General features: G+C 58.3%; 29 protein-coding genes and 1 pseudogene. 12 read left to right on the top strand and 18 right to left on the bottom strand.

All coding sequences use genetic code 11. The features are described 5' to 3' along the window. Window positions 1-167: 167 nt before the first annotated feature. The 7 genes from V5E99_RS10675 to V5E99_RS10645 form a co-directional block, all read right to left on the bottom strand. Entirely contained in the window at window positions 168-1,094 is a 927-nt protein-coding gene (locus V5E99_RS10675; protein ID WP_499802425.1) for a hypothetical protein, read from the bottom strand. A 70-nt stretch (window positions 1,095-1,164) separates the two neighbouring features. Then, complete coding sequence (locus tag V5E99_RS10670; RefSeq protein ID WP_499802424.1) at window positions 1,165-2,109, bottom strand: hypothetical protein; 945 nt, start codon at window positions 2,107-2,109, stop codon at window positions 1,165-1,167. Next, on the bottom strand, window positions 2,100-4,793 hold the full coding sequence (locus V5E99_RS10665; RefSeq protein ID WP_499802423.1) for a toxin VasX: 2,694 nt from the start codon (window positions 4,791-4,793) through the stop codon (window positions 2,100-2,102). The genes V5E99_RS10670 and V5E99_RS10665 overlap by 10 nt, the downstream gene beginning before the upstream one ends. Next, window positions 4,790-5,356 (bottom strand): DUF4123 domain-containing protein, encoded by a 567-nt coding sequence (locus V5E99_RS10660; protein ID WP_499802422.1) that lies wholly within the window; start codon window positions 5,354-5,356, stop codon window positions 4,790-4,792. Before V5E99_RS10660 ends, V5E99_RS10665 begins: the two co-directional genes overlap by 4 nt. Then, window positions 5,353-7,434: a type VI secretion system Vgr family protein gene (locus V5E99_RS10655; RefSeq protein WP_499802421.1), complete on the bottom strand. Its 2,082-nt coding sequence runs from the start codon at window positions 7,432-7,434 to the stop codon at window positions 5,353-5,355. The genes V5E99_RS10660 and V5E99_RS10655 overlap by 4 nt, the downstream gene beginning before the upstream one ends. Before the next feature lie 241 nt (window positions 7,435-7,675). Further along, a complete protein-coding gene (locus V5E99_RS10650) occupies window positions 7,676-8,698 on the bottom strand; it encodes a helix-turn-helix transcriptional regulator (RefSeq protein WP_499802420.1) in 1,023 nt (340 codons plus the stop codon). Between the two features lie 84 nt (window positions 8,699-8,782). Next, entirely contained in the window at window positions 8,783-9,151 is a 369-nt protein-coding gene (locus V5E99_RS10645) for an avidin-fold protein (protein ID WP_499802419.1), read from the bottom strand. A 166-nt stretch (window positions 9,152-9,317) separates the two neighbouring features. On the opposite strand from V5E99_RS10645, the gene V5E99_RS10640 reads away from it, so the two are divergent. After that, on the top strand, window positions 9,318-9,959 hold the full coding sequence (locus V5E99_RS10640; RefSeq protein WP_499802418.1) for a TetR/AcrR family transcriptional regulator: 642 nt from the start codon (window positions 9,318-9,320) through the stop codon (window positions 9,957-9,959). Window positions 9,960-10,010: 51 nt separating this feature from the next. On the opposite strand, the gene V5E99_RS10635 is transcribed toward V5E99_RS10640, so the two are convergent. Then, the gene (locus tag V5E99_RS10635) at window positions 10,011-10,544 is read right to left on the bottom strand and encodes a cysteine hydrolase family protein (protein WP_499802417.1); all 534 of its coding nucleotides are present in this window, start codon (window positions 10,542-10,544) and stop codon (window positions 10,011-10,013) included. Between the two features lie 70 nt (window positions 10,545-10,614). Further along, entirely contained in the window at window positions 10,615-12,237 is a 1,623-nt protein-coding gene (gene ggt, locus V5E99_RS10630; protein WP_499802427.1) for a gamma-glutamyltransferase, read from the bottom strand. 255 nt (window positions 12,238-12,492) lie between these two features. On the opposite strand from ggt, the pseudogene V5E99_RS10625 reads away from it, so the two are divergent. After that, window positions 12,493-12,978 (top strand): annotated as a pseudogene (locus tag V5E99_RS10625) (methylated-DNA--[protein]-cysteine S-methyltransferase); the annotation flags it as partial. A gap of 137 nt (window positions 12,979-13,115) precedes the next feature. On the opposite strand, the gene V5E99_RS10620 reads toward V5E99_RS10625, so the two are convergent. The 4 genes from V5E99_RS10620 to V5E99_RS10605 form a co-directional block, all read right to left on the bottom strand. After that, entirely contained in the window at window positions 13,116-13,709 is a 594-nt protein-coding gene (locus V5E99_RS10620; RefSeq protein WP_499802416.1) for an NUDIX domain-containing protein, read from the bottom strand. A gap of 81 nt (window positions 13,710-13,790) precedes the next feature. Continuing rightward, window positions 13,791-14,855: a chitinase gene (locus V5E99_RS10615; RefSeq protein ID WP_499802415.1), complete on the bottom strand. Its 1,065-nt coding sequence runs from the start codon at window positions 14,853-14,855 to the stop codon at window positions 13,791-13,793. 31 nt (window positions 14,856-14,886) lie between these two features. Further along, a complete protein-coding gene (locus V5E99_RS10610) occupies window positions 14,887-15,522 on the bottom strand; it encodes a lytic polysaccharide monooxygenase auxiliary activity family 9 protein (RefSeq protein WP_499802414.1) in 636 nt (211 codons plus the stop codon). 221 nt (window positions 15,523-15,743) lie between these two features. Further along, complete coding sequence (locus tag V5E99_RS10605) at window positions 15,744-16,181, bottom strand: hemerythrin domain-containing protein (protein WP_499802413.1); 438 nt, start codon at window positions 16,179-16,181, stop codon at window positions 15,744-15,746. 146 nt (window positions 16,182-16,327) lie between these two features. Between V5E99_RS10605 and V5E99_RS10600 the strand changes: the two genes are divergently transcribed. Then, window positions 16,328-16,756 (top strand): GNAT family N-acetyltransferase, encoded by a 429-nt coding sequence (locus tag V5E99_RS10600; RefSeq protein WP_499802412.1) that lies wholly within the window; start codon window positions 16,328-16,330, stop codon window positions 16,754-16,756. A 99-nt stretch (window positions 16,757-16,855) separates the two neighbouring features. On the opposite strand, the gene V5E99_RS10595 is transcribed toward V5E99_RS10600, so the two are convergent. Further along, a complete protein-coding gene (locus V5E99_RS10595) occupies window positions 16,856-17,206 on the bottom strand; it encodes a hypothetical protein (protein ID WP_499802411.1) in 351 nt (116 codons plus the stop codon). A gap of 151 nt (window positions 17,207-17,357) precedes the next feature. On the opposite strand from V5E99_RS10595, the gene V5E99_RS10590 reads away from it, so the two are divergent. The 9 genes from V5E99_RS10590 to V5E99_RS10550 all read left to right on the top strand — a co-directional run bounded on the left by V5E99_RS10590 (window position 17,358) and on the right by V5E99_RS10550 (window position 22,370). Then, on the top strand, window positions 17,358-17,603 hold the full coding sequence (locus tag V5E99_RS10590) for a hypothetical protein (protein WP_169374052.1): 246 nt from the start codon (window positions 17,358-17,360) through the stop codon (window positions 17,601-17,603). 21 nt (window positions 17,604-17,624) lie between these two features. After that, window positions 17,625-17,954, top strand: coding sequence for a DUF6388 family protein (locus tag V5E99_RS10585; protein WP_499802410.1), 330 nt, complete (start codon window positions 17,625-17,627; stop codon window positions 17,952-17,954). A gap of 33 nt (window positions 17,955-17,987) precedes the next feature. After that, window positions 17,988-18,692, top strand: a complete 705-nt coding sequence (locus tag V5E99_RS10580; protein WP_499802409.1) for a YoaK family protein — start codon at window positions 17,988-17,990, stop codon at window positions 18,690-18,692. Between the two features lie 176 nt (window positions 18,693-18,868). Next, the gene (gene tusD / locus V5E99_RS10575; protein ID WP_499802408.1) at window positions 18,869-19,291 is read left to right on the top strand and encodes a sulfurtransferase complex subunit TusD; all 423 of its coding nucleotides are present in this window, start codon (window positions 18,869-18,871) and stop codon (window positions 19,289-19,291) included. A 1-nt stretch (window position 19,292) separates the two neighbouring features. After that, window positions 19,293-19,655 carry a sulfurtransferase complex subunit TusC gene (gene tusC / locus V5E99_RS10570; RefSeq protein ID WP_499802407.1) on the top strand — a complete coding sequence of 121 codons (363 nt, stop codon included), beginning with the start codon at window positions 19,293-19,295 and terminating at the stop codon, window positions 19,653-19,655. Continuing rightward, window positions 19,655-19,948, top strand: a complete 294-nt coding sequence (gene tusB, locus V5E99_RS10565) for a sulfurtransferase complex subunit TusB (protein WP_499802406.1) — start codon at window positions 19,655-19,657, stop codon at window positions 19,946-19,948. Before tusC ends, tusB begins: the two co-directional genes overlap by 1 nt. Continuing rightward, window positions 19,945-20,280, top strand: coding sequence for a TusE/DsrC/DsvC family sulfur relay protein (locus tag V5E99_RS10560; protein ID WP_499802405.1), 336 nt, complete (start codon window positions 19,945-19,947; stop codon window positions 20,278-20,280). Before tusB ends, V5E99_RS10560 begins: the two co-directional genes overlap by 4 nt. Continuing rightward, the gene (locus V5E99_RS10555) at window positions 20,277-21,278 is read left to right on the top strand and encodes a glycosyl transferase family protein (protein WP_499802404.1); all 1,002 of its coding nucleotides are present in this window, start codon (window positions 20,277-20,279) and stop codon (window positions 21,276-21,278) included. Before V5E99_RS10560 ends, V5E99_RS10555 begins: the two co-directional genes overlap by 4 nt. 90 nt (window positions 21,279-21,368) lie before the next feature. After that, window positions 21,369-22,370, top strand: a complete 1,002-nt coding sequence (locus V5E99_RS10550; protein ID WP_499802403.1) for a glutathione S-transferase family protein — start codon at window positions 21,369-21,371, stop codon at window positions 22,368-22,370. Window positions 22,371-22,469: 99 nt separating this feature from the next. On the opposite strand, the gene cysG is transcribed toward V5E99_RS10550, so the two are convergent. The 4 genes from cysG to V5E99_RS10530 are packed head-to-tail and all read right to left on the bottom strand — an operon-like array spanning window position 22,470 to window position 26,857. After that, window positions 22,470-23,864, bottom strand: coding sequence for a siroheme synthase CysG (cysG, locus tag V5E99_RS10545; RefSeq protein ID WP_499802402.1), 1,395 nt, complete (start codon window positions 23,862-23,864; stop codon window positions 22,470-22,472). Beyond that, complete coding sequence (serS, locus tag V5E99_RS10540; protein WP_499802401.1) at window positions 23,865-25,145, bottom strand: serine--tRNA ligase; 1,281 nt, start codon at window positions 25,143-25,145, stop codon at window positions 23,865-23,867. Window positions 25,146-25,160: 15 nt separating this feature from the next. Then, the gene (gene crcB / locus V5E99_RS10535; RefSeq protein ID WP_054053639.1) at window positions 25,161-25,535 is read right to left on the bottom strand and encodes a fluoride efflux transporter CrcB; all 375 of its coding nucleotides are present in this window, start codon (window positions 25,533-25,535) and stop codon (window positions 25,161-25,163) included. Next, window positions 25,535-26,857 (bottom strand): replication-associated recombination protein A, encoded by a 1,323-nt coding sequence (locus V5E99_RS10530; RefSeq protein ID WP_499802400.1) that lies wholly within the window; start codon window positions 26,855-26,857, stop codon window positions 25,535-25,537. The genes crcB and V5E99_RS10530 overlap by 1 nt, the downstream gene beginning before the upstream one ends. Window positions 26,858-26,978: the final 121 nt, after the last annotated feature.

The following is a 26,978-nucleotide window of genomic DNA, read 5'->3' as shown; positions in this document are numbered from 1 at the left end:
CTAAGTGATCTACAAATTGGAGAATAGGGAACATTAAGAGAAGCAAGGTTACGAGTCCGCTTGCGACGGTCCAACTCATGATTTCAAGACCGACTTTCAAATTAAAAATGGCTTGCACAAACTTTCCTTTTTAAGGTTTAGCGGGATAAAAAAATCATTTAAGTTTTTTAGTATTCCAAATCTACAAGTCGCGTAGTGGGACCATTGGCTTTCAGGCGATCAGTGACGATTTTTGGCCATAAGTTTCGGGAGCGGCGTTTGGCGAGGCTGTAGGTGATTTCTTGAATGCGGCAGGTGGGATAGAAGCAGAGATCGAGTACTAAGCCCAGAACATCGATACTGCGCAGATAGTTTTTACCTCCGTTTTCTCGCTTTGCCTGTTTTATCCGCTCCAGTGTCTGTTTGAAGCTGTCGCTCATTCTGGGCCGCACGGATAACTGACTTTGAACAAAAGCATCCGACTCACTGTGATTACCGTGTTCGTCGAAATAGGGGCCGTTGTTCATGTAGGAACGGATGTATTCCCAAAAGCCTTTTTGCATCTCCAGTGATTTTCCGAAAGGTGAGCCGAGACTGACCATTAGTGCGTTTTCCGGGTTTTCGAACTGCCACATGCGTATTTCCAATGAGGCGCTTTGCAGGCCCCCAATTTGCGTTCCCACTAGCTGATATTCATTGGCGACAGCGACAATGCCATCCCATGGAGAATGGAACAGTTCACCTTCGTGCTCGAGATAAACTTCGCGAGTCCGGCGGTTGAATAGGATGGGCAGCGGTAAGGGCCGAAGTATTTCCCCAAAAAAAGGAACAAGAAAAAATGCTGCTGACATGACTAGGCCCATCAAAACGCTTTCCCACTGTCCCTTGAACATTAACAACATCTCGAGACATAGCATTCCAAGTGCAACCCATCCAAAAAGACCTGCTAACTGTCCACGATTAGAATCTCCGACACTCTGCAGCGCCAAGTAGTACTCGGCATGCTCATCTGTGATGAACAGCTCCATCGGCTGCTCACCAGTAGTTTTGTGCGCCTCAAGCATAATCGTAGTTGCAGCACCGGTTCGGGGTAGCTCCGATTTACTCATATCCATTCTCGTTCCATGACTTTTATCGCAGGTAGAGTCAGTCCCTGCTGTGGGGAGCAGATCAACTGACTTTCAACTAACTGCTGCTTTTTTCGCGCTCCAAATCGACAAGCCGAGCCGTGGGACCATTGGCTTTCAATCGTTCAGTGACTACTTTTGGCCAAAGATTACGGGAGCGGCGTTTGGCAAGGCTGTAGGTAAGTTCTTGAATACGGCAGGTGGGGTAGAAGAAGAGATCGAGTACCAAGCCCACAACATCGATACTGCGAAGATAGTTTTTACCTCCGTTTTCTCGCTTTGCCTGTTTTATCCGCTCCAGTGTCTGTCTGAAGCTGTCGCTCATTCTGGGCCGTACGGATAACTGGCTTTGTACAAAGGCATCCGACTCACTGTTATTACCGTACTCGTCGAAATAGGGACCGTTGTTCATGTAGGAACGGATGTATTCCCAAAAGCCTTTTTGCATCTCCAATGATTTTCCGAAGGGTGAGCCGAGGCTGACCATTAGTGCCGTATCCGGTTTTTCGAAACTCCAGACACGAATTTCCAGTGTTGCACTTTGCATACCGCCGATGTGGGGGCCGACTAATTGAAACTCATGAGCCGAAGCAGAAATATCATCCCACGGAGCGTGAAACAGTTCACCTTCGTGATCGAAATACACTTCGCGGGTGCGGCGGTTAAAAAGGATGGGGAGAGGTAACGGGCGCAGTGTTTCCCATACAAGTGGTACCAAAAACAAAGGAATACCAATGGAAAACATCATATAGGTGATATCGAATTTACCTTGGATTGCTCCCATAAGTCCCAGCCCTATCGATGCGCAACCTCCGATGCCGCCTAAAACCCCAGTCCACAAGCCTCGACCGGAGTCACCGCCTGCTTGCAAAGCCAGGTAATGCTCAGTGTGTTCATCGGTAATAAAAAGCTCCATTGGCAGTTCGCCAGTGGGTTTATTCGCTTCAAGCGTTACTGTGAGTTTAGCGCTGAAGTGTTGGTGTTCTGGTGTATTCATATCCATGCTCGCTCCATGATTTTTACCGCTGGCAGCACCAGTCCTTCTTGCGGGGAATAGATCAACTCGCCCTCAATGCGCTTTAAGTCCCGCACTCCTTCTTCATGGTACACACGACGATAAGACGTGCTATCAGCTGGTACAGGAATGCGGCTGCCACTATGTAGAGCAAAGTCCTTACCCGTCCATTCGACACTTTTAGTTTGCTCGGGGTGATAACCGAGTGTGTCGCCCCACACTTCGATGCCTTTGAAGTGGATCATGTTATCCGTCAGCGAAACACTTTTTCCTGGCAGGTTCAGCATCAGGTAGGTGGAAGTTATTTGTCCTTGATAGGGGTGCATTTCTGCCAACCGGCGGGCATCAAAACTAATGGGAAACAAAATGGAGTAGAGCTTATCCATTGAAAGGGTATAACTACTTGACCAGTCGCCGTCCGGGCGGATGCCAAAACGGCTATTTTTCACCCACTGTTCCAACGGCGAGTCTGCTGTATAAAGCCGCGCAATAACTCCCGCGACAATCACCACAGTCAGGGCAAGTATTTTGATGGCAACATGCGGTGCAGCATTCATACCCGCTGCAATGACCGCAACCTCACCGACCAATACAGCCGCTTGTGAGGCACGATAAACTCGGAAAAGTTTTACGTAGAGCACTATTCCGGCCAGTTCAGCGCTGGCGACGGCTAAACTCGTCGCCATGGTGTCAAAGTCACCCTTTTGGTAAGCCTCAAAGGCTTCTATTCCATAGACAACAACGTCGAAGGCCAGCACGGCTATCTGCGCTCCTGCAGCAATGGCTGCACGTCCCAAGGCTTTAACCAGAATGAGTCTTGAAGAGACTGAAAATCTTCCGGTTTGGCGGACTGCTTCTCCCCAATTGACCTCTCCAACTCGCTGCCATACGGCCACGCCCGCTGCTGCAACGCCAAACGCTGCCCCTGCTGTGCTAAATGCACTTTTATAGGTTCGCTTTTCAAAAAGCTGCTCCCCCGAAGCAACAAAATTCCCCCCCGCCACCAACAACACAAGCGACTTAATCGGCGCCTTGCTCAGCGCACTTTTCAAATCAAACACGCTGCTCAACTCAACGCCCGCCGCCAGATTCACCGGCAACGGCGGCAGTTTGGTACTCGCCGGGACCAGATGCATGAACGGGATGCCATCAGCCACGCTACTGGCCAGCGGCGCGACGTTCAAGTGCGCGGGCAATGACTGGCGCGTACCCATCAAGTCGCTATACCACTCGCCTAACTGACGCGGCGTAACACCCGAGGTCTGGAGGCGCTGATCACTGCGGGCCAACGCCGCCGCCATGTACAAACGCCCTGCCATACCGGTGGCATTTTCACCCTGATGTACTTGCAGCCCAGCCGTTGGGGCGATGGACAGAAACAAGGCTTCAATACTCGACGCCGGTTTGTGTTGCTTCAGTTTGTCGGCAGTCTTGTTAATGGCCTCTGAATAACCAAAAGCCCTGGCGAGTTTGCTGGCCCCTTCTTGCAGGGCTGCCTTGTTGTCACGAGCGGCGTCGCTGAAGTCCACTAGGTATTTGATTTCGCCAATACTCAGCCGCGACGGCAATCCCAGCAAAGCCCAAAGCAACCAAGGCTTACCGGCCTGATCACCTTCCAGACTGAGGGTAATGGCCTCGGCGCCGACACTCGTACTGGCCGGCCCCAGACAAGCCGCCGCAAAATGCAATTCCAGTGCCTCACGAGCCATCGCCTGGGTGATGTCGAAATGGCCGCACGCCGTGGCCATGCTCGACGGTCCAGTGACTTGCTGGGTGTTGAACCATGCGACCCAGAGCTGAGCCAGGCGCCGCATGTCGGCGGTGTACCGGTCATTCTGGATGTCTTGATCTTTCCAGGCCCGCTGGAGTTCGTCATAGCGGGTGATGGACAGCAGTTGTGCACGGAGTTGAGGGTCGCCTTCGCTCAGTGACTTGATGACGCCGGCCATCGCCCACGCTTCGGCGTGATGCTCCTGGTAGCTGTCAAAAGCCTCTTTACGCGCACGGATCAATGCGGCGAGGTCGAACATCACGCCCCATGCGTCATCAATCACGGCATAGGTCTGCTGTTCGCAGCGCCCCATCTGCTTAAGTGTTTTCAGCCAGTCGGGGGCGTGTTCTGTTTCGGGCTCATGGCTCCAGCCGTAACTCGTCGCATCACTGTATTCGCCAATCTGTTTTTTGATCGTGTCGACTTTGCCACTGAACGGCGCAACGCCCGGCACTACGTTGCGCATGATGCGCTGGCGTACAGCGGGGTTGGTTTTGGCGGCTTGGTATTGCGGTTCGCTCCAGCGCGTGGGCGACCAAACCAGTCCGGCAGGATCACCCGCTCTCAACACCAGATGCGGTTTGACCCGGGTGTCGATGACTTTACCCGCGCGCGCGGTTTGCGTGAGTTGAGCTTTTTCGACCTGGTACTCCACCAACTTCGGCGGATTACTTTCCCAGACATACAGCCAACCATCGCGCAACAAGCGGGAGGTGTAGTTGAGCGAATGTGGGGTCAGGTCTGGGTGACGGGGGCCGAGTTCGGGAAACTGGCCGTTCAGCGCGGGCAAATCATAGGCGCTGGTATCGATGGCGGTTGTTGGGCCGAGCGCGTAACGCAGAGGCAAAACGGCGGCGAAGATCGGACAGGTTCCAAAACGGGCGGGATCAAGCACGCTCATGGAGTTTGCTCCAGTCGGGCTGGCAGACTGAGCGCCTGCAAGAGTGGTTCAGGCAGGGTGATTTGCGCGGTCAAGCCGTCATCGGCGGGTACTGCGTCGTACTCAGGACGTTGGTTTTCCCATGCGCATACCGCCGAATCTGCATGCCGTAACCAGACGCTATCAACGCCATACCAAAAACCTGCCGGCCATTGCACACCGGCCAACCAGGCACGATTCAGGGCGGGACCATCGGCCAGACGCAACCAGAACTCGCGCTGCTGCTCATCAAAAATTCGCAAGCGACGTTGCAGGATCGGAAGCAATTGATTGGCGCTTTTAGGCGATGCCAGCCAAACCCCACGTTGCAAATCAACGCCGCCCCACCACGCGTTGTAGGCGGCATCGCCAATTGAGGCGTTGAGTAAAAATGGCCCGGCACCCGCGATGGGTTCGTAAGGCGTGCCCTTGAAGAGTGACTGGGGATTGTCGGAGCCGTAGCGTTCGTAAAGCCAATCAACAGCGTCCTCGTATTGAGCACCATCAAGCAGCAGCAGTCCCTTTTCCGGGATCACAGACTTCATGCTTTAACCCCTTCAGTTTCCGGCGGCGTTTGAGCGGCATCACACACAGGGCAAATGCCTGTACTGGCCTCACGAAACACGATGTTTTGCTTGAGCAAGGCTTCGTCAGGAATGGTTTGAATGGTCGTGATTGGAATGGATGGAAGCGCGGATTGCGCAGGCGTTCCTGCCAGTGGCGCGCCTCCTTCAACAATGGCCACGCTGCTGAAAATCCCGCCGGCGTTGATCACGATGTGCTGACCGCCCGCTGACAGCGTGAGGCTGATACCCGCCTCAATCACCACATTCGTGGCGTTGAGATGCACCTGCGATCCGGCCTGAACCACTAACGTTCCAGCCGTCGTGGTGCTGCTGTTGCCGCTGATGCTGATCAGTTCGTCGCCGCCGATCACTGTGCTGCGTTCACCTTCAGTGGTGTGCAGCTCATCGCCCTTGATCAGGCTGGCGCTGTGGTGGTCCACCTGCTCAAAACGGTCATGGCCGATCAGGCTGTGGCTGTCGCGGCAGATCTGTTCGCGGCAGTCGTTGCCGATTTGGGTGTCGCTGTCGTGAAGGATCAGTTGTTCGAGATCGCGCTGGGCCCGCAGGTAGATTTTTTCCTGGCCGGCGCGGTCTTCCAGCGACAGTTCGTTGTAGCCGCCGGTGTGCGGCGAGCTGTGGCTGCGCAGCACGGTTTTGGTTTTGTGCTCGGGCAAGGCATGCGGCACGGAGGTGATTTTGTTGGCAACACACCCGGTGATCAGAGGGTTATCGGGGTCGCCTTCGAGGAAGGTCACCACCACCTCCATGCCGATGCGCGGGATGGTCACCGCGCCGAAACCCTCGCCTGCCCAACTGGACGACACTCGCAGCCAGCAACTGCTTTTTTCGCTGTTGAGTTCGGCTCGATCCCACGAAAACTCCACACGAACGCGGCCATATTCATCGCAGTAGATTTCTTCGCCGGGCGGGCCGGTGACGCGAGCGGTCTGGGTGACCAATTGCGTTTTTCGAGGGCGCAGCGGTGGGCGGTAAAACACGTCCCACGGGATGGCGCTGAAATGGTTGCGATAGCCTTGGGTGAAACCGTCTTCGGGTTTGGCGTCGCTGGTGACGGTCTCTTCCAGCACCTGCGGCTGTTTCCCGATGTGCGTCACACTCAGCAACAACCACAGATCATTGGCGGTTTTACGCGGATGCTCGGTCAGCTCAAAAAAGTGCCCGCTGCGCAGGGTCGGCTGATCGCTTCGGCCTTCGACTAGCTGGTAATCGCTGCGGTGCCGCTCCAGGGCTTGCCGGGCGAGTTGCTTGCCGCGTTTTTCGTTCTTGATCGGTGCCGGGTAGCGATAGTCTTCCAGCTCGGGGCTGAACTCGGCGGTGAAACGGCTTTCCAGCAACAGGCTCGGTCGCTGGAAATCGTAGTGCCGACGCGTGGCCGCGCTGGTGCGAGTGCGAACGCCCATGGCGAACTGGCTGACCACCGGGTGCTCCGCCACCATGCCGGAGTCCTGCTGATAAGGCGTTTCGCCCAGCTTGGGGAAGAACGTCTGATCATCGGTGAACACCAGCCGATGACCGTCCGGCGAATGCTGGTGATGCCAGGCGATGCCGTCCTCGGCGCACAGTCTTTGGAGAAAATCGAAGTTCGACTCCCCGTATTGCGTGCAGTACTCGCGTTCGGGGCTGGTGCTGACATGGAAGGTAAACCCATCGCTCAGGATGCCGTGCCCTTTGAGCACCTGCGTGATGATCTGCGGCACGGTCAGGTGCTGGAAAATCCGTTGATCGTGACTGAACTGCAAATAGTGCAGCGCCGGCACCAGGGTCAGGTGATAACGGGTCAGCCGCTTGCCAGCCTCACCCACCCAGACGTCGTCGATACGGCCGTGAAGCCCTTCGCCATTGAAACCAAACTGCAGAAACGCCGGTTGGCTGAGCAGGCTCTCCAGATCGAAATCCGGGTGTTCACTGACCAGTTCAACCTTGATGGCGTACAAGGCGCTGATCGCCTCAACACCGTCGAAGGCCAGCACCTTGAAATCATGACGAATAGCGGGAATTGACAGCGCAAACTGCGCCGCATTGGCTGGCCCGAACATGCGCTAATCCTTGAGCTGAAAGACAACGCGCGAGCCCCAATCCATGACGGATATGAGCAGGCGTGAATTGCCGAGCAAGCTAACAAGGAAGCAAAAGAATTAATGTCGGACACACCTATAAAGCGCGTAGGAGCTTTCCGCATTTCAGAATGTTGCGTTGTGAGTGCGAGGAGGTTTGACCCAAATCACAACGGACGACAAACCGTAGTATCAAAACCGGGTTTCCAGGGGGGCCACGGGTTTAATGGCGGCGCATTGCATCCGTCTTTGAGTTTGGCGAACGCAGGACAGCGCCCAACTCAACCTTGCTCTTCACGCCAAGCTGCAAGTAACAATTACGCAGATAGGTGCGCACAGTTGCCGGGCTCAGCCCAAGGGTTTTGGCAATTTCTTTGTAGGATTGCCCGGCGGCGAACAGCATCGCGGCGGTTCGCTCACGCGGCGCCAACACCGCCGCACGGGACTGCGTCTCCAACGACAGAATCACATGCTCGGCGTTCGGGCTCAGCGTCAGCGCGCAGCGCCCGAGGCGGATCACGCACGGTGCTTTGGGCAAGTGCGCGATCACCTCAAAGGGCAACGTTGAACCACTCCACCCCGGCAACTCGCGCTGAATCGCAGCGCACAGGCTCGCGCCGACGTAGAGCAAACGGCCGTCCATCCGCGCCAGGCCGAAGTCGGTTGCGCCGCTGCCGGTATCGAAGCGGATCATGTCCTGCACCTGAAAGCGCCACAGTTGCAACAGGTGATCGCAGAACGCCGAAAACAAACTGGCCTCGCTGTCGCTGAACCCCGGAGCCTCAACGCCACGGTAGAGGCAGACGAAAAACATCAAGCCGCTTTCGGGCAATTCGAAGGTGATGCACATCGGATGATAGAGGTCGTGACGGCGAGCGAAGTCGTTCACTTCTTCATTGGGATCAGTGAAACCGCTTTCGCGCACCACCTCGCCGGGTTGACTCAAGGTGTCATGGGAGAACTTGTCGATGCCGGCGCTGCGGTGCCATTCAACCGCAAATGACTCCGGCAGGTTGATGCGCCCGTGCATCCAGCTCTTGGGCGGCGCATCGGCCTCGGACGCGGACATCTCGCCCCACCAGGCCGACGCGAACGGCACCAGTTCGCGAAAGGAGTGCAGGCTGTCATCGATAAATTGAGAAGCGCCACGATCCCGGGCCAAGCGCCCGAGATGGAGCACGCATCGATTGAATGCGTTGAGCATGGTCATCGACGCATCGCTGCCGAGCGCTTCAGCCTCCTCCATCGTTTTTATCCTGTTGGCTACATGGTGTATGAGTCGCGTACCTTGCCATAGGGCAGGCGTTGCGTCTTCGCAAATCCCAAACCACTAGGCAGCAAGCTCGACGTAGCTGGACTCCCCGCCTCCCGCCGCGCCCGACAACCAACCCCATACGAAGCTCAACGTAGTACGTCCTGCCTGATCAACGCCTACCGTGCCACGAGACCAGCCGGCAAGCATTTCGCCGTTCGTGGTCAGGCACTGATAAAGAAGCTCGATGGTGTCGGGACCTGTAATGCGCCCGACTTGTTGCCCGATGCGAATCCGGCCGCCCTGGTAAGTGCCCGAAATGGCTCCTTCCTCCTCGACGTGGTAATGAAACACCGTGCCTGAACCGGAGAGCCCCTGGGCGTTGTTCGCTACGGTAAATCGGCGATTGTGCAAACGCTCGATGACTTGAGAAAAAGCGGTTTCCATAAGTGTTGCGTCCTTTAGTCGAGATATTCCAGTGCAGCCGTCGCTGATCTTAACGGCGAACTCACGACGGGAAAAAGCAAGATGAGCCTATTCGCTGTATAGTTTTGTATATTACGAAACCGATCTCCCAAGACGCCCCCATGCCCTACTCCTTCGTTTCTGCCCCATGACTAGCATTCGCCAACGCAATCAGCACCTGATCCTGGCCGCCGCCAGCGAGGAATTCGCCGCCAAAGGCTTCGATGCCACCCAGACCCGGGACATCGCGCTGCGGGCGGGGGTGCCGAAGGCGAATCTGTATTACTACTTCCAGAGCAAGGAAAACCTCTACGCCAAGGTATTGCTCGGGTTTGTCGAACCCTTGCTGGAGGCCTCGGCGGTGTTGCGCGAAAGCGATGACCCGGTGGTGGGGTTGCAGGCCTACATCGCGGCGCGCATCCGCATCGCGCGGGCGCATCCGCACATTGCCAAGGTGTTCAGTGGCGAGTTGTTGCTGGGGGGACGGCAATTGCCCGAGGAGTGTCGGGATTTGTTGTATGCCGAGGCTCAGCGCAATGTCGAGTGCTTGCGCAGCTGGATCGAGCGCGGGCTGCTGGCGCCGGTGGACCCGGAGCATTTGATGTTGTTTATCTGGTCGGCGACGCGGACCTATACCAATTTGGGTTGGCAGATGGCGCACATCACCGGACAGCAGGTGCCCCAGGATGGGGATTATCAGAATGCAGCGGCGACGATTACCCGGTTGGTGTTGGGGGGTGTAGTGCCGGAGCGGGTCGGGGCGATTGGCGGGGTGTTGTTTGCGACTTGAGGCTGGCTTGAGGGCTGCCGCGCAGCCCTCGTCACAGGGGTTGGGGGCGTTTTAGAGCCGGATTTTGGCCGTCGGCAGCACGTCAATCCGCGCCACGGGCCCGGTCAGGTGCGCCAGGTCGGCGTTGTGCTCGGCGATGATGTCTTCGGCACCGAGGTTGCCGTTATCGACCGTGGAATGTGCGTCACCGACGAGCATCACGTCATAGCCCAGTGTCAGGGCCTGGCGTACGGTGGCATTGACGCAGTAATCGGTTTGCAGGCCGCAGATGATCAGGCGATCAGCGCTCTGTTCTTGCAGCAAGTTTTGCAGAGGGGTCTGGTAGAACGAATCTCGCGTGGTTTTACGCACGCGCAGGTCTTGCGGGGACGTCTCCAGGCCATCGGCCAATTGCCAGCCTTTTGAGCCATGTTGCAACAGGTCGTCCTCGGCTTCGTGCTGGACCAGGATCACTGGAACCCCGGTGTCCCTGGCTTTGGCGCTCAGGCTGTTGATGTTCTGGAGGACGCGCTGGATGTCGAAGCATTCGTACTCGCCGGAGCACAGGGCTTGTTGGACATCGATAATCAGCAGTGCGGTGCTCATGGGTTCCTTCCTTGATAGATCGATGGGCCAGGGGACGGAAAATACCTCCGCCCCCCTTTACTGACAACCCTCAATAACCGAGCGACAACCCGGTATTGCGGCGCGGATCATTCGCGCCGTAGTAGCGGTTCTTGCCGACTGGCTTGCCGCCCAGCGAAGGCGCGCCGACCAGGATCGCCGCCACATGGTTGGCATCCTGTGGCCCGGCAAACTTATGCCCCCAACTTTCGAGCAGCTTCACCGTATCCGGGCTGGTGGTGAAGGTCTCCAGGTTGGTTTCTTCCGGCAACCATTGCTGGTGGAAACGCGGCGCATCCACGGCTTCCTGGATGTTCATGCCGTAGTCGATCACGTTGAGGATGGTCAGCAAAGTCGCGGTGATGATGCGGCTGCCACCGGGCGTCCCGACCACCATCACCACTTTGCCGTCCTTGGTGACGATCGTCGGGCTCATGGACGACAGCGGTGCCTTGCCGGGGGCGATGGCATTGGCCTCCCCTTGCACCAGGCCGTACATGTTCGGTACGCCGATTTTCGAGGTGAAATCGTCCATTTCATCGTTGAGGATGACCCCGGTTTTACTGGCCATGACCCCGGCCCCGAACCAGTCGTTGAGGGTGTAGGTCATCGACACCGCATTGCCCCATTTATCGACAATGGAGAAGTGCGTGGTGTTGCTGCCCTCATGCGGCGCTACGCCGGGTTTGATCTCCCGGGACACGCCAGCCTTTTGCGGATCGATGGCCGCGCGCAGTTTGGTCGCGTAGTTTTTATCCAGCAGATGGGTGAGCGGATTTTTCACGAAATCCGGGTCGCCGAGGTAGCTGTTGCGGTCCACGTAGGCGTGGCGCATCGCTTCGATCTGGTAGTGCATGCCTTGGGCCGAGTGGTAGCCCAGGTCTTTCATCGGGTAGCCGTCAAGGATGTTCATGATCTCGCAGATCACCACCCCGCCAGAGCTTGGCGGCGGCGCGGAAACTACGTGATAGCCGCGATAATCGCACTCCACCGGGGCCAGTTCGCGGGTCTTGTACTTGTCGAGGTCGGCCTGGGTGATGATGCCTTTGTTGGCCTGGCTGGAGGTGACGATCGCGTCGGCCACCCACCCTTTGTAGAACCCGTCCGTGCCCTTCTCGGAAATTTCCCGCAGGGTTTTTCCCAAGTCTTTCTGCACCAGTTTTTGCCCGATCTGCATCGGTTCGCCGTTGTGCAGGAAGATCGAGCCCGAGTCACGCATGTCCTTTTTGAACACGTCAGTGGCGTACTCCAGCAAGTCGACGTCGCCCTGCTCCAGCACAAAACCGTCTTCAGCGAGTTTGATTGCCGGGGCGATCACTTCCTTGCGCGGTTTGGTGCCGTACTTGCTCAGGGCCAGTTCCATGCCGGACACAGTGCCCGGCACGCCGACCGCCAAATGACCACGGGTGCTCAGGTCCGGGACGACGTTGCCGTCCTTGTCCAGGTACATGTTCGCGGTGGCCGCCAGCGGGGCTTTTTCGCGAAAGTCGAGGAAGGTCTTGCGCCCGTCCGCCAGTTGAATGGTCATGAAACCACCGCCGCCCAGGTTGCCCGCAGCGGGATAGACCACCGCCAGTGCATAAGCGACCGCAACCGCGGCGTCCACAGCGTTGCCGCCGTTCTTGAGTTCATCCACGCCGACGTGAGTGGCCAGGTGCTGGGCGGTGACCACCATGCCGTTTTCGGCGGCGACCGGGGCCACGGAGGCGGCGTAAGTACTGAGGCAACTGAGCGCCAGGGAGGTCGCTATCAGCGATTTGGCAAAAGGTTCGAACGTCATGATTCGGTCTCTTTTTTGTTTTTTGGCTCTGTGCAAAACAGAGGGAACGCTTCAAGAGCAGTAGCCAGTATGGCTGGGATTGCGTTTTGCGCCTCCCCGATGAGGCAGTATGCTTGCGCCCCTGTTCAGCCTTTATTGGAGTTCGCCGGCATGAGCTTTACCTTCATCACAATGCCCTCCCCGGTCGGCGAGTTGAAGCTGGTCGCGAACGGTTCAAGACTGGCGGCCATCCTCTGGGAAAACGACAAACCGAACCGGGTGAAGCTCGGGCCGATGACTGAGGCTGCGGACAATCCGATCCTGGTGCGCGCGGTTAAACAGTTGCAGGAATACTTCGCCGGTACGCGCAATCAGTTCGACCTGGAGCTGGATTTCGCCGGAACCGACTTCCAGAAGAAAGTCTGGCAGGCGTTGCTGACCATTCCCTTTGGCGAGACGCGCAGCTACAGCCAGATTGCCGAGCAGATCGGTAATCCGAGCGCGGTTCGCGCCGTAGGAGCGGCGAATGGCAAGAACCCGATTTCGATTGTGGCGCCGTGTCATCGAGTGATCGGGGCGTCGGGAAAATTGACGGGGTTTGCGGGAGGGCTTGAGGCCAAGGAACGCTTGCTGACGCTGGAAGGTTGCGAGTGGTCAGGGGCTGGCCGCACGGGTGAGTTGTTCTGACTGACCAAAACACGATCGGTGTAGGAGCTGCCGAAGGCTGCGATCTTTTGACCTTGCCTTTATAAATCAAGATCAACAGATCGCAGCCTTCGGCAGCTCCTACGGGTTTAAACCGGGGTGAAGATGTTTTTCATCGCCGCGTATTGCAACAACATGATGGTCTTCGCATCGCAGATCTCCCCGCGATAAAACGCCTCAAGCGCTTCGTCGAACGTCCACTCCAATACTTCCAGTTCCTCGGTCTCTTCTTCCAGCCCGCCGCCATCGCTGACCTTCGACGCGGCATCGTATTCGGCGATAAAAAAGTGCAGTTTTTCGGTGACCGAGCCAGGGCTCATGTAGGACTCGAAGACCTTTTGCACGTGGTGTACGCGATAGCCGGTTTCCTCTTCGGCTTCAGCGCGGATGCGTTCTTCAGGTGCCGCGCCTTCGAGCAGCCCCGCCGCCACTTCGATCAGCAAGCCATCGTGGCCGTTGACGAACACCGGTAGCCGAAACTGGCGCGTCAGTACGACAGTTCTCTTCTGGCGGTTGAACAGCAAAATCGCCGCCCCATTGCCACGGTCGTAGACCTCGCGGGTCTGGCGCTGCCAGTCGCCGTTATTGCGCTGATAGTCGAAGGTGATTTTCTTCAGCAGGTACCAGTCGTGGGACAACACCTGGGACTCGATGATGTTGACCCGTTCGGCTGTATTGGCCATGACAACGCATCCTTTTTTTCGTCAGAAGAGGCGCATGGTAGGCCAAAACGCAAAAGCCCGGCATCTCTGCCGGGCTTCTGTTTATTGCTGACTGGCGACTTCAACAGCCCCGTGGTCTTCATCGTGGGCCGAGAGCCGCTTGCCGTTGATCAACGGCCCGTAACGACGGCTGAACTCCCAGTTGTAGGGCACGTGGTCTTTATTGACCCCGTTGTCCCAGTTCACCGACCAGGTCATCAAACCCTTGATCGACAGTCCCTTGGCGTCCAGACGCTTGAAGGCATTCACCACCGCCGCCGGATCGATCACGTAACCGGTGGCCGCCGCGTCGACGTTGGCCGGCAGGCCGATCACAAACTTGTCCGCCGGGATTTTGGTGAACCCGCGAGTGCCGCTGACCAGGCTTTCGGTCAGGTAAAACAGGAAGTCTTCTTTCAGCGCGTCGTTGTTCTGGGCGATCCACGCACCGTTGCCGTTATTGGCTTCCTGGACCCAGATCCCGTCGCCGCCCTGGTTGTAATACTGCGGGGCGATGAAGTCGTAGTAGCCTTCCAGCGCCTGGAGGTAACCGACGTATTTGCCGGCGGTGGTCAGGTACGGAAACTCCGGCGCCATGCTGATGATGAAGTGTTTACCTTCGCCGGCGTAATGGTCCTTGACCAGTTTCAGCGCGGCCGGCAGGACGGTCTTGTTGTCGGCGAAATCAATCGCGCTCTGTTCAAGATCGATGTCCAACCCGTCGAAGCCGTAGATTTCCACCAGACGGATGATTTCGTTGGCCAATGGCTGTTCATTGCCTTTGTGCAATTCGATGTGTGCGTCGGCGCCGCCGAGGGAGATCAGCACCGCCCGGCCCTGGCTGTTCAGCACGCCGACCTGGCGACGGAACTCGGCGTCGGACAGGTTGTACGGCTTGAAGGTCGGAATACCGTTGCCCTTCATGAAAGCCACCGCCACCACGTTGTAATCCTTGGGCACATCCTGCAGCGCGATGTTGGCGAATTGGCCACGCTGGTAACCGTCGCTCGGCCCGGCGGGCCAGTTGTGCCAGAAGCCCATCAGGATCTTTTTACCGGCGATGCTGGGCATCAACGAGGCGGCGTCGCTCAGTGGGGATTTCAATAACGTAAAGTCGATCTTTGACATGTTCTATTCCTTCAGAACGTGTGGGGGAGGTTTACTTGAAGTCCACGTCGAACGCCTGGTAGAAGGCGTTGCCGGTGTTGGCCACGATCCACACCAGCACGAGTACGTGATGGCCTTTTTTGTTGCCGGGCAGTTTCACTTCGTGACTGACCTTGGCTTTCATCTCATCGGCATGGCTGTAGTACGGGACCTGGGTGTAGAAGTCGTCGAAGAACGACTTCGGCTCCAGTTGCGCACGGCTGATGCGCTGTTTCGGGTCCCAGCCATCCTTGGTGATGAACCAGCTGTAGCCACGGGTGACGTGGGGTGCGGTGTATTGCCAGGAGACCTTGAAAGTCTGGCCTGGATCAACGTTCAGCAACGGCCAGGTGAATGGGCGGTTGAGCTTTTTACTCATTTCCTCCGGGGTAAAGTTGACGCAATCACGGGCGTCGACCTTGCCACCGCTGAGGATATGGCCGTCGGCGGGAGGCACATCGCTGGGATTGTCAGTTTGATACGGCGCCGGGAACGGACCGGAAGTCAGCGACGGGAAGTTCTTGCCTCCCTCCATTTCGTTGACTTGCCAGGCTTCCAGCAGGCCCAGTTCGATAGCCACCGCACCGCGGCTTGCAGGGGACGTGACACGACCGTGTCGCAGTTGGGTTTGAGTCTCTGGTTTGTTCATTTTTTCACTCCGTTGATTTAAGAACGCTCCTTCCTGAGGAGACGCCTTAAACCTAACGGAGCTGCTTTTTTTGTCCATCGGCCGGTTTAGCGCTGCGGGTGACGCTTTCTTGGGAATTTTCCTGCAATTACTGGATATATAAACAGTATATTGAGCCAAGTCCTACGACTCATGTAGGCGAAGGACTACAGCTCAAGACAGCAATCGGAACGATTCTCAGCTCAGGAAAGCTGCGCCTTGTATTCCTTTTCGTATTGGCCGGCGAGGGATTCTTTCTGCTTGTCATCAAGCAGCTTGCCGGCCATCTGGAAGAACTTCTGCTCTTCTTCTTTCAAATGGTGATGGACCTTCTCCGAGAGCTTTTTCGCCGTCACCAGCCAGGTCGGATCAGACATCTCGGTCTCATCCAGGGTCTCCATCATTTCGTCCATTTCATGGTGTTCGGAAATGGCGTGGCGACTCAGGTCGACACCGTTATCGAACTCCATCAGCGGGATATAGAAATGCCGTTCTTCTGCCGTTTCATGGGCCTGGAGTTCGGATTTGAGTTGTTTGTAGGCTTCGACCCGCTCCGGCGTATCGCCGCTGGTCTTGATCAGCGCGTCGGCGTAGCTGCGTTGGCGGTCGTGGCTTTCGCGCAAAGCTTCGAAAATGTTCATTGGCTATCCTCATGGCCGCGTTCTGAAATGACGCTCTAGAGGCTAGACATCTGCGTGCAAGCGGCGGTTCCACCGGTGTTCGGGGGGGATGGAACAAATGCGACGAGCCGGATAGTCTCTTGGCTCCCTGCCATAAGGACGTAGCCATGACATTGCGTATTGAACGCTCGCAAAACCCCACTAATGAAGAGCGTGAGGCCATCCTTGCACCGTTACGTATCTACAACGCGGAGCAAGCCGGGCCTGGCAATCCGCAGCCGATTGCCCTGCTGGTTCGCAACGACAACGGCGAGATTCTCGGCGGGCTTTATGGCCGGGTGTTTTACCAATGGCTGTTTATCGAATTGCTGTCCGTGCCGGAACAGGCCCGGGGACAGGGCATGGGTTCGACACTGATGAACATGGCCGAAGAACTGGCCCGGGAGAAGGAATGCGTCGGCATCTGGCTCGACACCTTCGACTTCCAGGCGCCGCAGTTCTACAAAAAGCATGGCTACAGCGAACTGGGCCATATCGCCGACTATCCGCCGGGGCATCAGCGCTTCTTTTTCCAGAAACGCTTGATGGATGTTTGATCCTGGCACCGCTAAAAAATCGCAGCCTTCGACAGCTCCTACAGAAGAAATCCCCATGCAGGAGCTGCCGAAGGCTGCGATTTTTTGATGTTGATCTGCTTACAAGCAGGTAGCCAACGCCGCCAATCGGCGCTTGGACACGAAATCATCGTGCTGCGCGTAATAACTCAACACCGTGCCGGATGCATCGCTGGTCAGGTCCACAAACGATTCCGCCGAGCGCGTATAAACCGTCGATCCACCCTTGCGGCTCGGTTGCAGGTAAGCCCCGGCATCAACACCAAACACCGCCTCGTCCTGCCAGGCGAATTGCACGCACTGGGCCACGACTTTTTCCGGTTTGTCCGAGTTCAGGACCTTGGTCGGGGCTTTGGTGCGGGAGTCGTCCATCACCGAGCCCGCGCATCCCGCCAGCAGGGTTGCGGCCAGCGCCACCATCAGAATTCGCATTGTGTTCGCTCATCAAGAAAAAGCGGACTGTATCACCGTGGCGCGGCGTATCGTTCTGCTTTACTTGATTTATAGCGCGACACCGCGTGACGATTCGCGCACCCTGTCGCGCAATTAATAGCGCGCAACACACTTTTTTCTGGAAATCCCCATGACACCCAACGCCGAATATTACAAACCAACCGCCGAATACGCCGACAAGCTGATCAGCCAGATCGGTCAGACACCGTCCTGGATCGCCAAGCGAATCGGCGTCACCGACAAGCGGATTCGTTACATCCTCGACGGCGAAAGAACCGTCAAAGGCGAAACCACGCCGATCCAGATGACCTACCCCGAGCAGTTCGCGCTCGAATGCCTCGCGGCAGCGGCCAAAGCCAAGAAACAATCTTCGTAACCTGACCTTCAAGGAGCGACCATGGCAGCGACCGAACAGCAACACGAACAGGCACTGAACAAGTTTCTCGATGAGCGCCCGCAACTGCGCCACGAACTCGACAACCTCAACCCGCTGTTGGCCCAGGCCAAGGGTGAAACGGCGGCGCAGTATCGCGAGGAGCGCTTGCACGAAGCCTTCGAAGCCGAGGCCGAGCGCCTGGGGTTGTTTGCCTGGGAGCTGACCTTGCAACTGACCGCTCCCACTGCCGAGGACTACCAGGCCCAACGCATGGAAGTGCACAAGGAAGTCGCAGAAATGGCCGGCATGGACTGGCTGGAGTATTGCGAGTTATATGGTTTGAGCAAGTGACTGTTCCGACCGCTGCCTGAGGACGCCTGACCGATGCTGCCATCCGCTTCCACCCACCGCGCCAGCCCTGGCCATCTGCATATCCAGAAATGGCGCGGGCGCATCGGCATGTCGCTGGTGGCCACATTGTCGGTGCTGGCCGGCATGACCGACGCCATCGGCTTCATGGCCAGCGGCGACTTTGTGTCCTTCATGAGCGGCAACACCACCCGCCTCGCCGTAGCGATCAGCGATGGCGACCTTGGGCTGACCCTGCGTCTGTTGATCCTCGTCGCCACATTCATCGTCGGCAATGCCTTGGGCATCGTCGTCAGCCGACTCGGCGGGCGACGGGCGCTGCCGTTGCTGATGTGCATCGCCACCCTGCTGTGCGGCGCTGCGGCGTGGCCTTATGACGAGCAATTGCCGGCGCTGCTGGCCGCCATCATTGCCATGGGCATGCTCAACGCCGCCGTGGAAGAAGTGAACGGGCTGCCGGTCGGCCTGACCTACGTCACCGGCGCCCTGTCGCGCTTCGGTCGCGGCCTCGGCCGTTGGTTGCTCGGCGAGCGGCGCAATGGCTGGCGGGTGCAGTTGATTCCCTGGACCGGCATGTTCGCTGGCGCAATCCTCGGCGCGGTGCTGGAGCATCACCTGGGGCTTCAGGCGTTGTTTGTCAGCGGTCTGCTCGCCGGGCTGGTGGGGTTGTTGTCGCTGAAAATCCCTCGGCGTTGGCAGTTAGGCTATATGCCACGCTAAACAACGACAGCCCCAATCACCGTAGGAGCTGCCGAAGGCTGCGATCTTTTGACTTTGATTTTTTAAAACGAGATCAAAAGATCGCAGCCTTCGGCAGCTCCTACGGGGGGTTGTGTTGGCCAGACGATGTGGGGTCGGGTAATCGCCCTTCGCCGCATCAGCGATAAAGCATTATCATGGCCGCAGTTTTGCTGACCGAGTCCGTCATGAAGTTCGCCATCGCGCTGTTTTCCGCCGCCCATGCGCCCTCCTCGCGCCGTGCCTTGCTGTTTGCCCAGGCCGCGCTGGCCGGCGGGCATGAGATTGTCCGGCTGTTTTTCTATCAGGACGGCGTCTATAACGCGTCCGGCAGCGTGGTTACGCCCCAGGACGAGCAGGACTTGCCCAAGCAATGGCGCGCGTTTGTCGCCGAGCATCAACTGGACGGCGTGGTCTGCATTGCCGCTGCCCTGCGCCGTGGCGTGTTGAACGAGGAAGAAGCCAAGCGCTATCAACGCGAAGCAGTCGCGGTCGGTGCGCCGTGGGAATTGTCCGGCCTCGGCCAGTTGCATGACGCGGTGCAAGACGCTGACCGCCTGATCTGTTTCGGAGGCGCGTGACATGCCTAAATCCTTGCTGATGATCAGCCGTCAGGCGCCATGGTCCGGGCCGAGCGCTCGGGAAGCATTGGACATCGTGCTGGCCGGCGGCGCCTTTGACTTACCGATCGGCCTGCTGTTTCTCGATGACGGGGTGTTCCAGCTCGCCGCGAAACAGGACGCCAAGGCCCTGCAACAAAAGGACCTGAGTGCCAACCTGCAAGCGTTGCCGATGTTTGGTGTCGAGGAGCTGTTTGTCTGCGCCGACAGCGCCGCCGAACGTGGCCTCGACCCGACAGGATTGGCGCTGGAAGAAACCCGGGCGCTGAGCGCCGACGAAATCACCGCCCTTATCGACCGCTATGACCAGGTGATCACCCTCTGATGTCGACTCTGCACGTGTTGTCTCATTCCCCGTTCGGCGACGATCGCCTCACCAGTTGCCTGCGCGTGATCGGCGCCAACGATGGGTTGCTGCTGTCCGGTGACGCGGCGTATGCCTTGCAGCCGGGCACCGCGCCATTCAACGCATTGAGCAGTCGCAGACTGAAACTGTTCGTACTGGCCGAAGACGCCCAGGCTCGCGCGCTGGCGGTGCCCGATTGGGTCCAAGCCATCGATTACCCGGCCTTCGTCGAGCTGTCGATTCACTACGACAAGGTCAACAGTTGGCTATGAATTCCCTGACTGTCGGTACTCGCGCCATTGAGCTGGACAAGGATGGTTTCCTGGTTGAACTGAGCGACTGGTCCTTGGAAGTGGCAAACGTTCTGGCCGCCGCCGAAGACATCGAGTTAAGCGCCGAACATGTGGAAATCCTCGAGCTGCTGCGCGGTTTCTACGATGAGTTCCAGCTATCCCCGGCCACCCGCCCACTGATCAAATACACCGCACTGAAGCTCGGTCCGGAAAAAGGCAACAGCCTGCACCTGAACCGACTGTTCAAAGGCACCCCTGCCAAACTCGCCGCAAAACTGGCGGGCCTGCCCAAACCGACGAATTGCTTATGACCGACTACCCAGCCCTGACCCTCGAAACACCCGCCGAACACCCGTTCGCCCAGTTCGTGCGCATCCTCGGCAAAGGCAAGCGCGGCGCCCGCGACCTGACCCGTAGCGAAGCGCGTGAAGCGATGGGCTTCGTGCTGGACGACAAGGTCGAAGACACACAGCTTGGCGCGTTCTTGATGCTGTTGCGGCACAAAGAAGAAAGCGCCGAGGAGATGGCGGGGTTTACCGAAGCGTTGCGTGAACGGCTTCAGGCGCCGGCGTTGAAGGTCGATCTGGATTGGCCGACGTATGCCGGCAAGAAGCGTCATCTGCCGTGGTACCTGCTCGCGGCCAAGAGCCTGGCGCAGAACGGTGTGCGCATCTTCATGCACGGCGGCGGCGCCCACACGGCGGGTCGCCTGTACAGCGAGCAACTGCTGGAAGCATTGCAGATCCCGCTGTGCCGCAACTGGCAACAGGTGGGTGAAGCGCTGGATAACGGCAGTTTGGCGTTCATGCCCCTGGTGGACTGGGCGCCGCAACTTCAGCGCATGATCGACCTGCGCAACACCCTGGGCCTGCGTTCGCCGATTCACTCGCTCACGCGCATTCTCAATCCACTGGGCGCGCGCTGTGGCCTGCAAAGTATTTTCCATCCGGGTTATCAAGCCGTGCATCGTGATGCCAGCGGTTTACTCGGCGACACGGCGATTGTGGTCAAGGGCGATGGCGGCGAGATCGAAATCAACCCGGACGCCGACAGTCATTTGTATGGCACCACCGGCGGCGAGAGCTGGGATGAGGAATGGCCACAACGGTCGGCCCAACGTCACGTCAAACCGGCCAGCCTCGACCCGGAGCATTTGAAAGCCGTTTGGCGCGGCGACGTAGTCGACAGTTACCCGCAAATGGCGCTGATTTCGACCATGGCCCTGGCCTTGCGCGGCCTCGGCCAAACCCGAGAACAAGCCTTCGAAACCGCCCAGCATTACTGGGATGCGCGGAATAGATCGATTTAACCGATCATAACTGCCCAACCTTTGCGCTTTTTGTTCGAACCTATCCGCATAGACTCCTCTCCAACGCTTATAGGTTATGGAGTCTGGACAATGGGTTTATTAGTTGAAGGCCGCTGGCATGACCAGTGGTACGAAAGCAGCAAGGACGGTGCGTTCCAGCGCGAACAGGCGCAGCGTCGCAACTGGGTGACCGCTGACGGAACACCCGGTCCGTCCGGTGTCGGAGGTTTTGCGGCCGAGGCCGGTCGTTATCATCTCTACGTGTCCCTGGCCTGCCCGTGGGCGCACCGCACGCTGATCCTGCGCAAACTCAAAGGCCTCGAAAGCCTGATCGACGTGTCGGTGGTCAGTTGGTTGATGCTGGAAAACGGCTGGACCTTCGACCAGAGCCTCGGCTCTACCGGCGACAAACTTGATCACTTCAATTTCATGCACCAGCGCTACACCGCCGATACCGCCGACTACACCGGGCGCGTCACCGTGCCAGTGCTGTGGGACAAACAGCAGAAGCGCATCGTCAGCAATGAATCGGCGGAAATCATTCGCATGTTCAACAGCGCGTTTGATGATTTGACCGGCAACGCACTGGACTTCTACCCGGCGCCGCTGCGCAATGAAATCGACGCGCTAAACGAACGGATTTATCCGGCGGTGAACAACGGCGTATACCGCGCCGGGTTTGCCACCTCGCAGACAGCTTATGAAGCGGCGTTTGATGATGTATTTGCCGAGCTGGATCGATTGGAATTGCTGTTAGGCGCGAACCGCTATCTGGTCGGTGAATACCTGACTGAGGCGGATATTCGGCTGTTCACCACATTGATTCGTTTTGACGCGGTGTATTACGGACACTTCAAGTGCAACCTGCGGCGGATTGCCGATTATCCGAATTTGTCGAACTGGTTGCGCGAGCTGTATCAGTGGCCGGGGATTGCCGAAACGGTGGATTTTCAACACATCAAGAATCATTACTACGGCAGCCACAAGACCATCAACCCGACGGGCGTTGTGCCAAAAGGGCCGGCGCAGGATTTTACTGCACCGCATGATCGGGCGCGGTTGAGCGGGAACGGGGTTTGGCAGAAGCGTTAAGATCAAAAGATCGCAGCCTTCGGCAGCTCCTACTGGATTACGCGATCCACTGTAGGAGCTGCCGAAGGCTGCGATCTTTTTCAGCAGACAACAAAGCATTCAAACCTGCGCCTGGGCCCCCTCGAACCACGCCAGTTTCTCGCGCAGTTGCACCACTTCCCCCACAATCACCAGCGTTGGCGCATGCACCTCATGCTCCGCCACCAGTTGTGGAAGGTCGGCCAAGGTACCGGTAAACACCCGTTGATTGACCGTGGTGCCCTGCTGAATCAGCGCCGCCGGGGTATCGGATGCGCGGCCATGCTTGATCAACTGCTCGCAGATGATCGGCAAACCCACCAGCCCCATGTAAAACACCAGGGTTTGTGCCGGGGCGACCAGATCGGCCCACGGCAAATCGGTGGAGCCGTCCTTCAAATGCCCGGTGACAAACCGCACCGACTGCGCGTAATCCCGATGGGTCAGCGGAATCCCGGCATACGCCGCGCAACCACTGGCCGCCGTGATACCCGGCACGACCTGGAACGGGATGCCATGAGCCGCCAGTTCTTCGATCTCTTCACCGCCGCGACCGAAGATAAACGGATCACCGCCCTTGAGCCGCACCACGCGTTTGCCAGCCTTGGCCAGATCCACCAATTGCTGGTTGATCTGATCCTGCGGCACCGCGTGATCGGCGCGACGCTTGCCGACATAAACCCGCTCGGCATCACGACGGCACAAATCGAGAATCGCTGGTGCGACCAAGCGGTCGTACAACACCACGTCGGCTTGCTGCATCAGCCGCAACGCGCGGAAGGTCAGCAGGTCCGGATCGCCCGGCCCGGCGCCAACCAAATACACTTCACCGGTTTTTTTCGGTGGCTCGCCGGCGATTTTCGCCAGCAGCAAGCGCTCGGCTTCAGCCCCCTGCCCGGCCAGTTGCCGATCGGCAATCGGGCCCTGGAAAACATCTTCCCAGAACGCCCGACGCTGCTGCACATCCGGAAGCAGGTTTTTAACCTGAGTACGAAAACGCGCCGCCAGACCCGCCAAGTGACCGTAAGTAGAAGGAATCCAGGTTTCGATCTTGGCCCGGATCAACCGTGCCAATACCGGCGCATCGCCGCCGCTGGAGATGGCCACGATCAGCGGCGAGCGGTCGACAATCGCCGGGAAGATCACGCTGCACAAGGCCGGCGCATCCACCACGTTGACCGGCACGCAGCGCCGATGGGCATCGGCGGAGACTTGCGCGTTCAGCGGTTCGTCGTCGGTGGCGGCAATGATCAGCCCGCAACCGTCCAGATCCGCTTCAACGTAGCCGCGCAACAGGCACTCGCCACCGCTGCCGGTGACCAGCTCGCGCAGTTGCGGTTCGATTTCAGGTGCGACCACCCGCAGCAGCGCACCGGCTTCGGCCAGCAGGCGGGATTTGCGCAAGGCAATTTCCCCGCCGCCGACGACCAACACACGACTGCCGCGCAGGTTATGAAACAGCGGCAGATAGTCCATTTAGCCGATGACCTCAAGGCCACCCATGTACGGCTTCAGTACGTCCGGCACACGGATCGAACCGTCGGCCTGCTGGTAGTTTTCCAGCACGGCCACCAAAGTACGACCGACCGCCAGGCCAGAGCCGTTCAGGGTGTGAACCAGCTCAGGCTTGCCGGTTTCCGGGTTGCGGAAACGCGCCTGCATGCGACGGGCCTGGAAATCGCCGCAGTTGGAGCACGACGAGATTTCACGGTACTTGTCCTGGCTCGGAATCCACACTTCCAGGTCGTAGGTCTTGACCGCGCTGAAGCCCATGTCGCCGGTGCACAGCGCCAGGGTGCGGTATGGCAATTCCAGCAGTTGCAGGACTTTTTCAGCGTTGGCGGTCAGGCCTTCCAGCGCGTCCATCGAGGTCGACGGCTCCACGATCTGGACCATTTCAACCTTGTCGAACTGGTGCTGGCGGATCATGCCACGAGTGTCACGACCCGACGCGCCGGCTTCACTGCGAAAGCACGGGGTGTGGGCAACGAACTTGATTGGCAGCAGTTTCGCATCGACGATTTCGCCAGCGACGATGTTGGTCAGCGACACTTCAGCGGTCGGGATCAGGTACAGATCGGCTTCGCCTTCGCGAGTGATCTTGAACAGGTCTTCTTCGAACTTCGGCAACTGGCCAGTGCCTTGCAGGGCCGGCGCTTGTACCAGGTAAGGCGTGTAAGCCTCTTCGTAACCATGTTCGCTGGTGTGCAGGTTGATCATGAACTGTGCGAGGGCGCGGTGCAGACGAGCGATCGGGCCACGCAGCAAGGCAAAACGGGCGCCGGACAGCTTGGCGGCGGTTTCGAAGTCCAGCCAGCCGAACTTCTCGCCCAGGGCCACGTGGTCCTGAACCGGGAAGTCGAACACGGTTGGCGTGCCCCAGCGACGCACTTCGACGTTGCCGTCTTCATCGGCGCCAATCGGCACGGATTCATGAGGCAGGTTCGGAATGCCAAGCAGGATCGAGTCCAGGTCAGTCTGGATCGCGTCCAGCTCGACTTTACCGGCGCTCAATTCGTTCGCCATGCGCTCGACGTCAGCCATCAACGGCGCGATGTCTTCGCCGCGCTGCTTGGCCTGACCGATGGATTTGGAGCGCGCATTACGTTCAGCCTGCAGTGCTTCGGTGCGGGTCTGGACGGTCTTGCGCTGTTCTTCCAGCGCTTCGATGCGCGCAACATCCAGCTTATAGCCACGGGATGCCAGGCGGTCCGCTACGTCCTGAAGGTTGCTACGTAACAGTTTGGAATCGAGCATGTCGGTCTCTCGTTATCAAAGTTTGGTCAAGGACAGGCCAGCCCAGGTGGCGAGCAGCCCGCCGAATACGCTGATGGCCGCATAGCCCAGGGCCAGCGGCACCTGCCCGCTTTCCAGCAGGCGCACCGTATCCAGTGAAAAGGATGAAAAAGTCGTCAGCCCCCCGAGGAAGCCGACCATCAACCCGGCACGCACCTCGATCGGCACCTCCGGGCGTATCAAAAACAGACCGTATAGAACGCCGATCAGCAAACAGCCCACGATATTAACGGCCAGCGTCGCGGTATAGAAGTGCCGCGGCCAATTAGCATTGATCCAGTTGCCAGTGGCAAAGCGCAACAACGTGCCGGCGATTCCGCCCACGGATACCGCAACGATCAATGGAAGCACTATTTTCTCCGCTGCCGGGGGCTGAGTCGGTCAAGTTGCGCGAGGTGATTGAGCTTCTCGCCGATCTTCAATTCCAGACCGCGCGGCACCGGTTGATAGAACGCTTGTGGTTCGAGTTCTTCCGGGAAGTAGTCTTCGCCAGCGGCGTAGGCGTCCGGTTCATCGTGGGCGTAGCGGTATTCATCGCCATAACCCAATTGCTTCATCAGCTTGGTCGGCGCATTGCGCAGGTGCAGCGGCACTTCGAGGGAACCGTGTTCGGTAGCGCTGCGCAGCGCGGCTTTGAAACCCATGTACACGGCGTTGCTTTTCGGCGCGCAAGCCAGGTAGGTGATGGCCTGGGCCACCGCCAACTCGCCTTCGGGGCTGCCGAGGCGTTCCTGCACTTCCCACGCCGCCAGGCACAGGCTCAGGGCGCGGGGGTCGGCGTTGCCGATGTCTTCGCTGGCCATGCGCACCACGCGCCGGGCCAGGTACAAAGGGTCGCAACCACCGTCGATCATCCGGGCGAACCAGTACAACGCGCCGTCGGGGTTGGAGCCACGCACGGATTTATGCAGCGCGGAAATCTGGTCGTAGAACGCTTCGCCACCCTTGTCGAAACGACGGCGGGTGTCACCGAGGAGACTTTGCAGCAGATCGACGCCGATCTCGCTGTTGTCTTCGGCCAGGTCCGAGGCGTTTTCCAGCAGGTTGAGCAGGCGCCGGCCATCGCCGTCAGCGGCGGACAGCAGCATCTGGAAGCCTTCATCGCTGAGGGTCAGTTGCCGTTTGCCCAGGCCACGCTCTTCGGTGAGGGCGCGGTGCACCAGCTTGCGCAGGGCCGCTTCGTCGAGGCTTTTGAGCACATAGACGCGCGCCCGCGAAAGCAAGGCGTTATTGAGTTCGAAGGACGGGTTTTCGGTGGTCGCGCCGATGAAAATCAGCGTGCCGTCTTCCACATAGGGCAGGAAGGCATCTTGCTGGGACTTATTGAAACGGTGCACCTCATCAACAAAGAGAATGGTCCGTTTACCGTACTGCCCGGCCTGTTGCTTGGCGATTTCCACCGCCTGGCGGATTTCCTTGACCCCAGCCAGTACCGCCGACACCGTTTCGAAATGCGCATCCGAGACTTCCGCCAGCAGCCGCGCCAGAGTGGTTTTACCCACCCCCGGCGGCCCCCAGAAGATCATCGAATGCAGGGCACCCTGCTCCAGGGCTTCGCGCAATGGCTTGCCGCGAGCGAGCAGGTGTTCCTGACCGACGTACTCATCCAGATTGGCTGCACGCAAGCGGGCGGCCAAGGGTTGAGCAATCGGGGCGCTGCGAAACAGGTCCATCACTACCTCTGAAACCTCACTGATTCTCTGTCCCCTGTAGGAGCGAAGCTTGCTCGCGAAAGCGGAGGGTCAGTCGCCGTAAATGTCGTCTGAAACACTGCTTTCGCGAGCAAGCTTCGCT

The sequence above is a fragment of the Janthinobacterium sp. LPB2021202312-11-4 genome, from assembly GCF_037049705.1.
In the GTDB taxonomy this organism is placed as follows: domain Bacteria; phylum Pseudomonadota; class Gammaproteobacteria; order Pseudomonadales; family Pseudomonadaceae; genus Aquipseudomonas.
The sequence above is the reverse complement of the archived record's forward strand: the minus strand, read 5'-3'. Positions and strand labels throughout refer to the sequence as shown.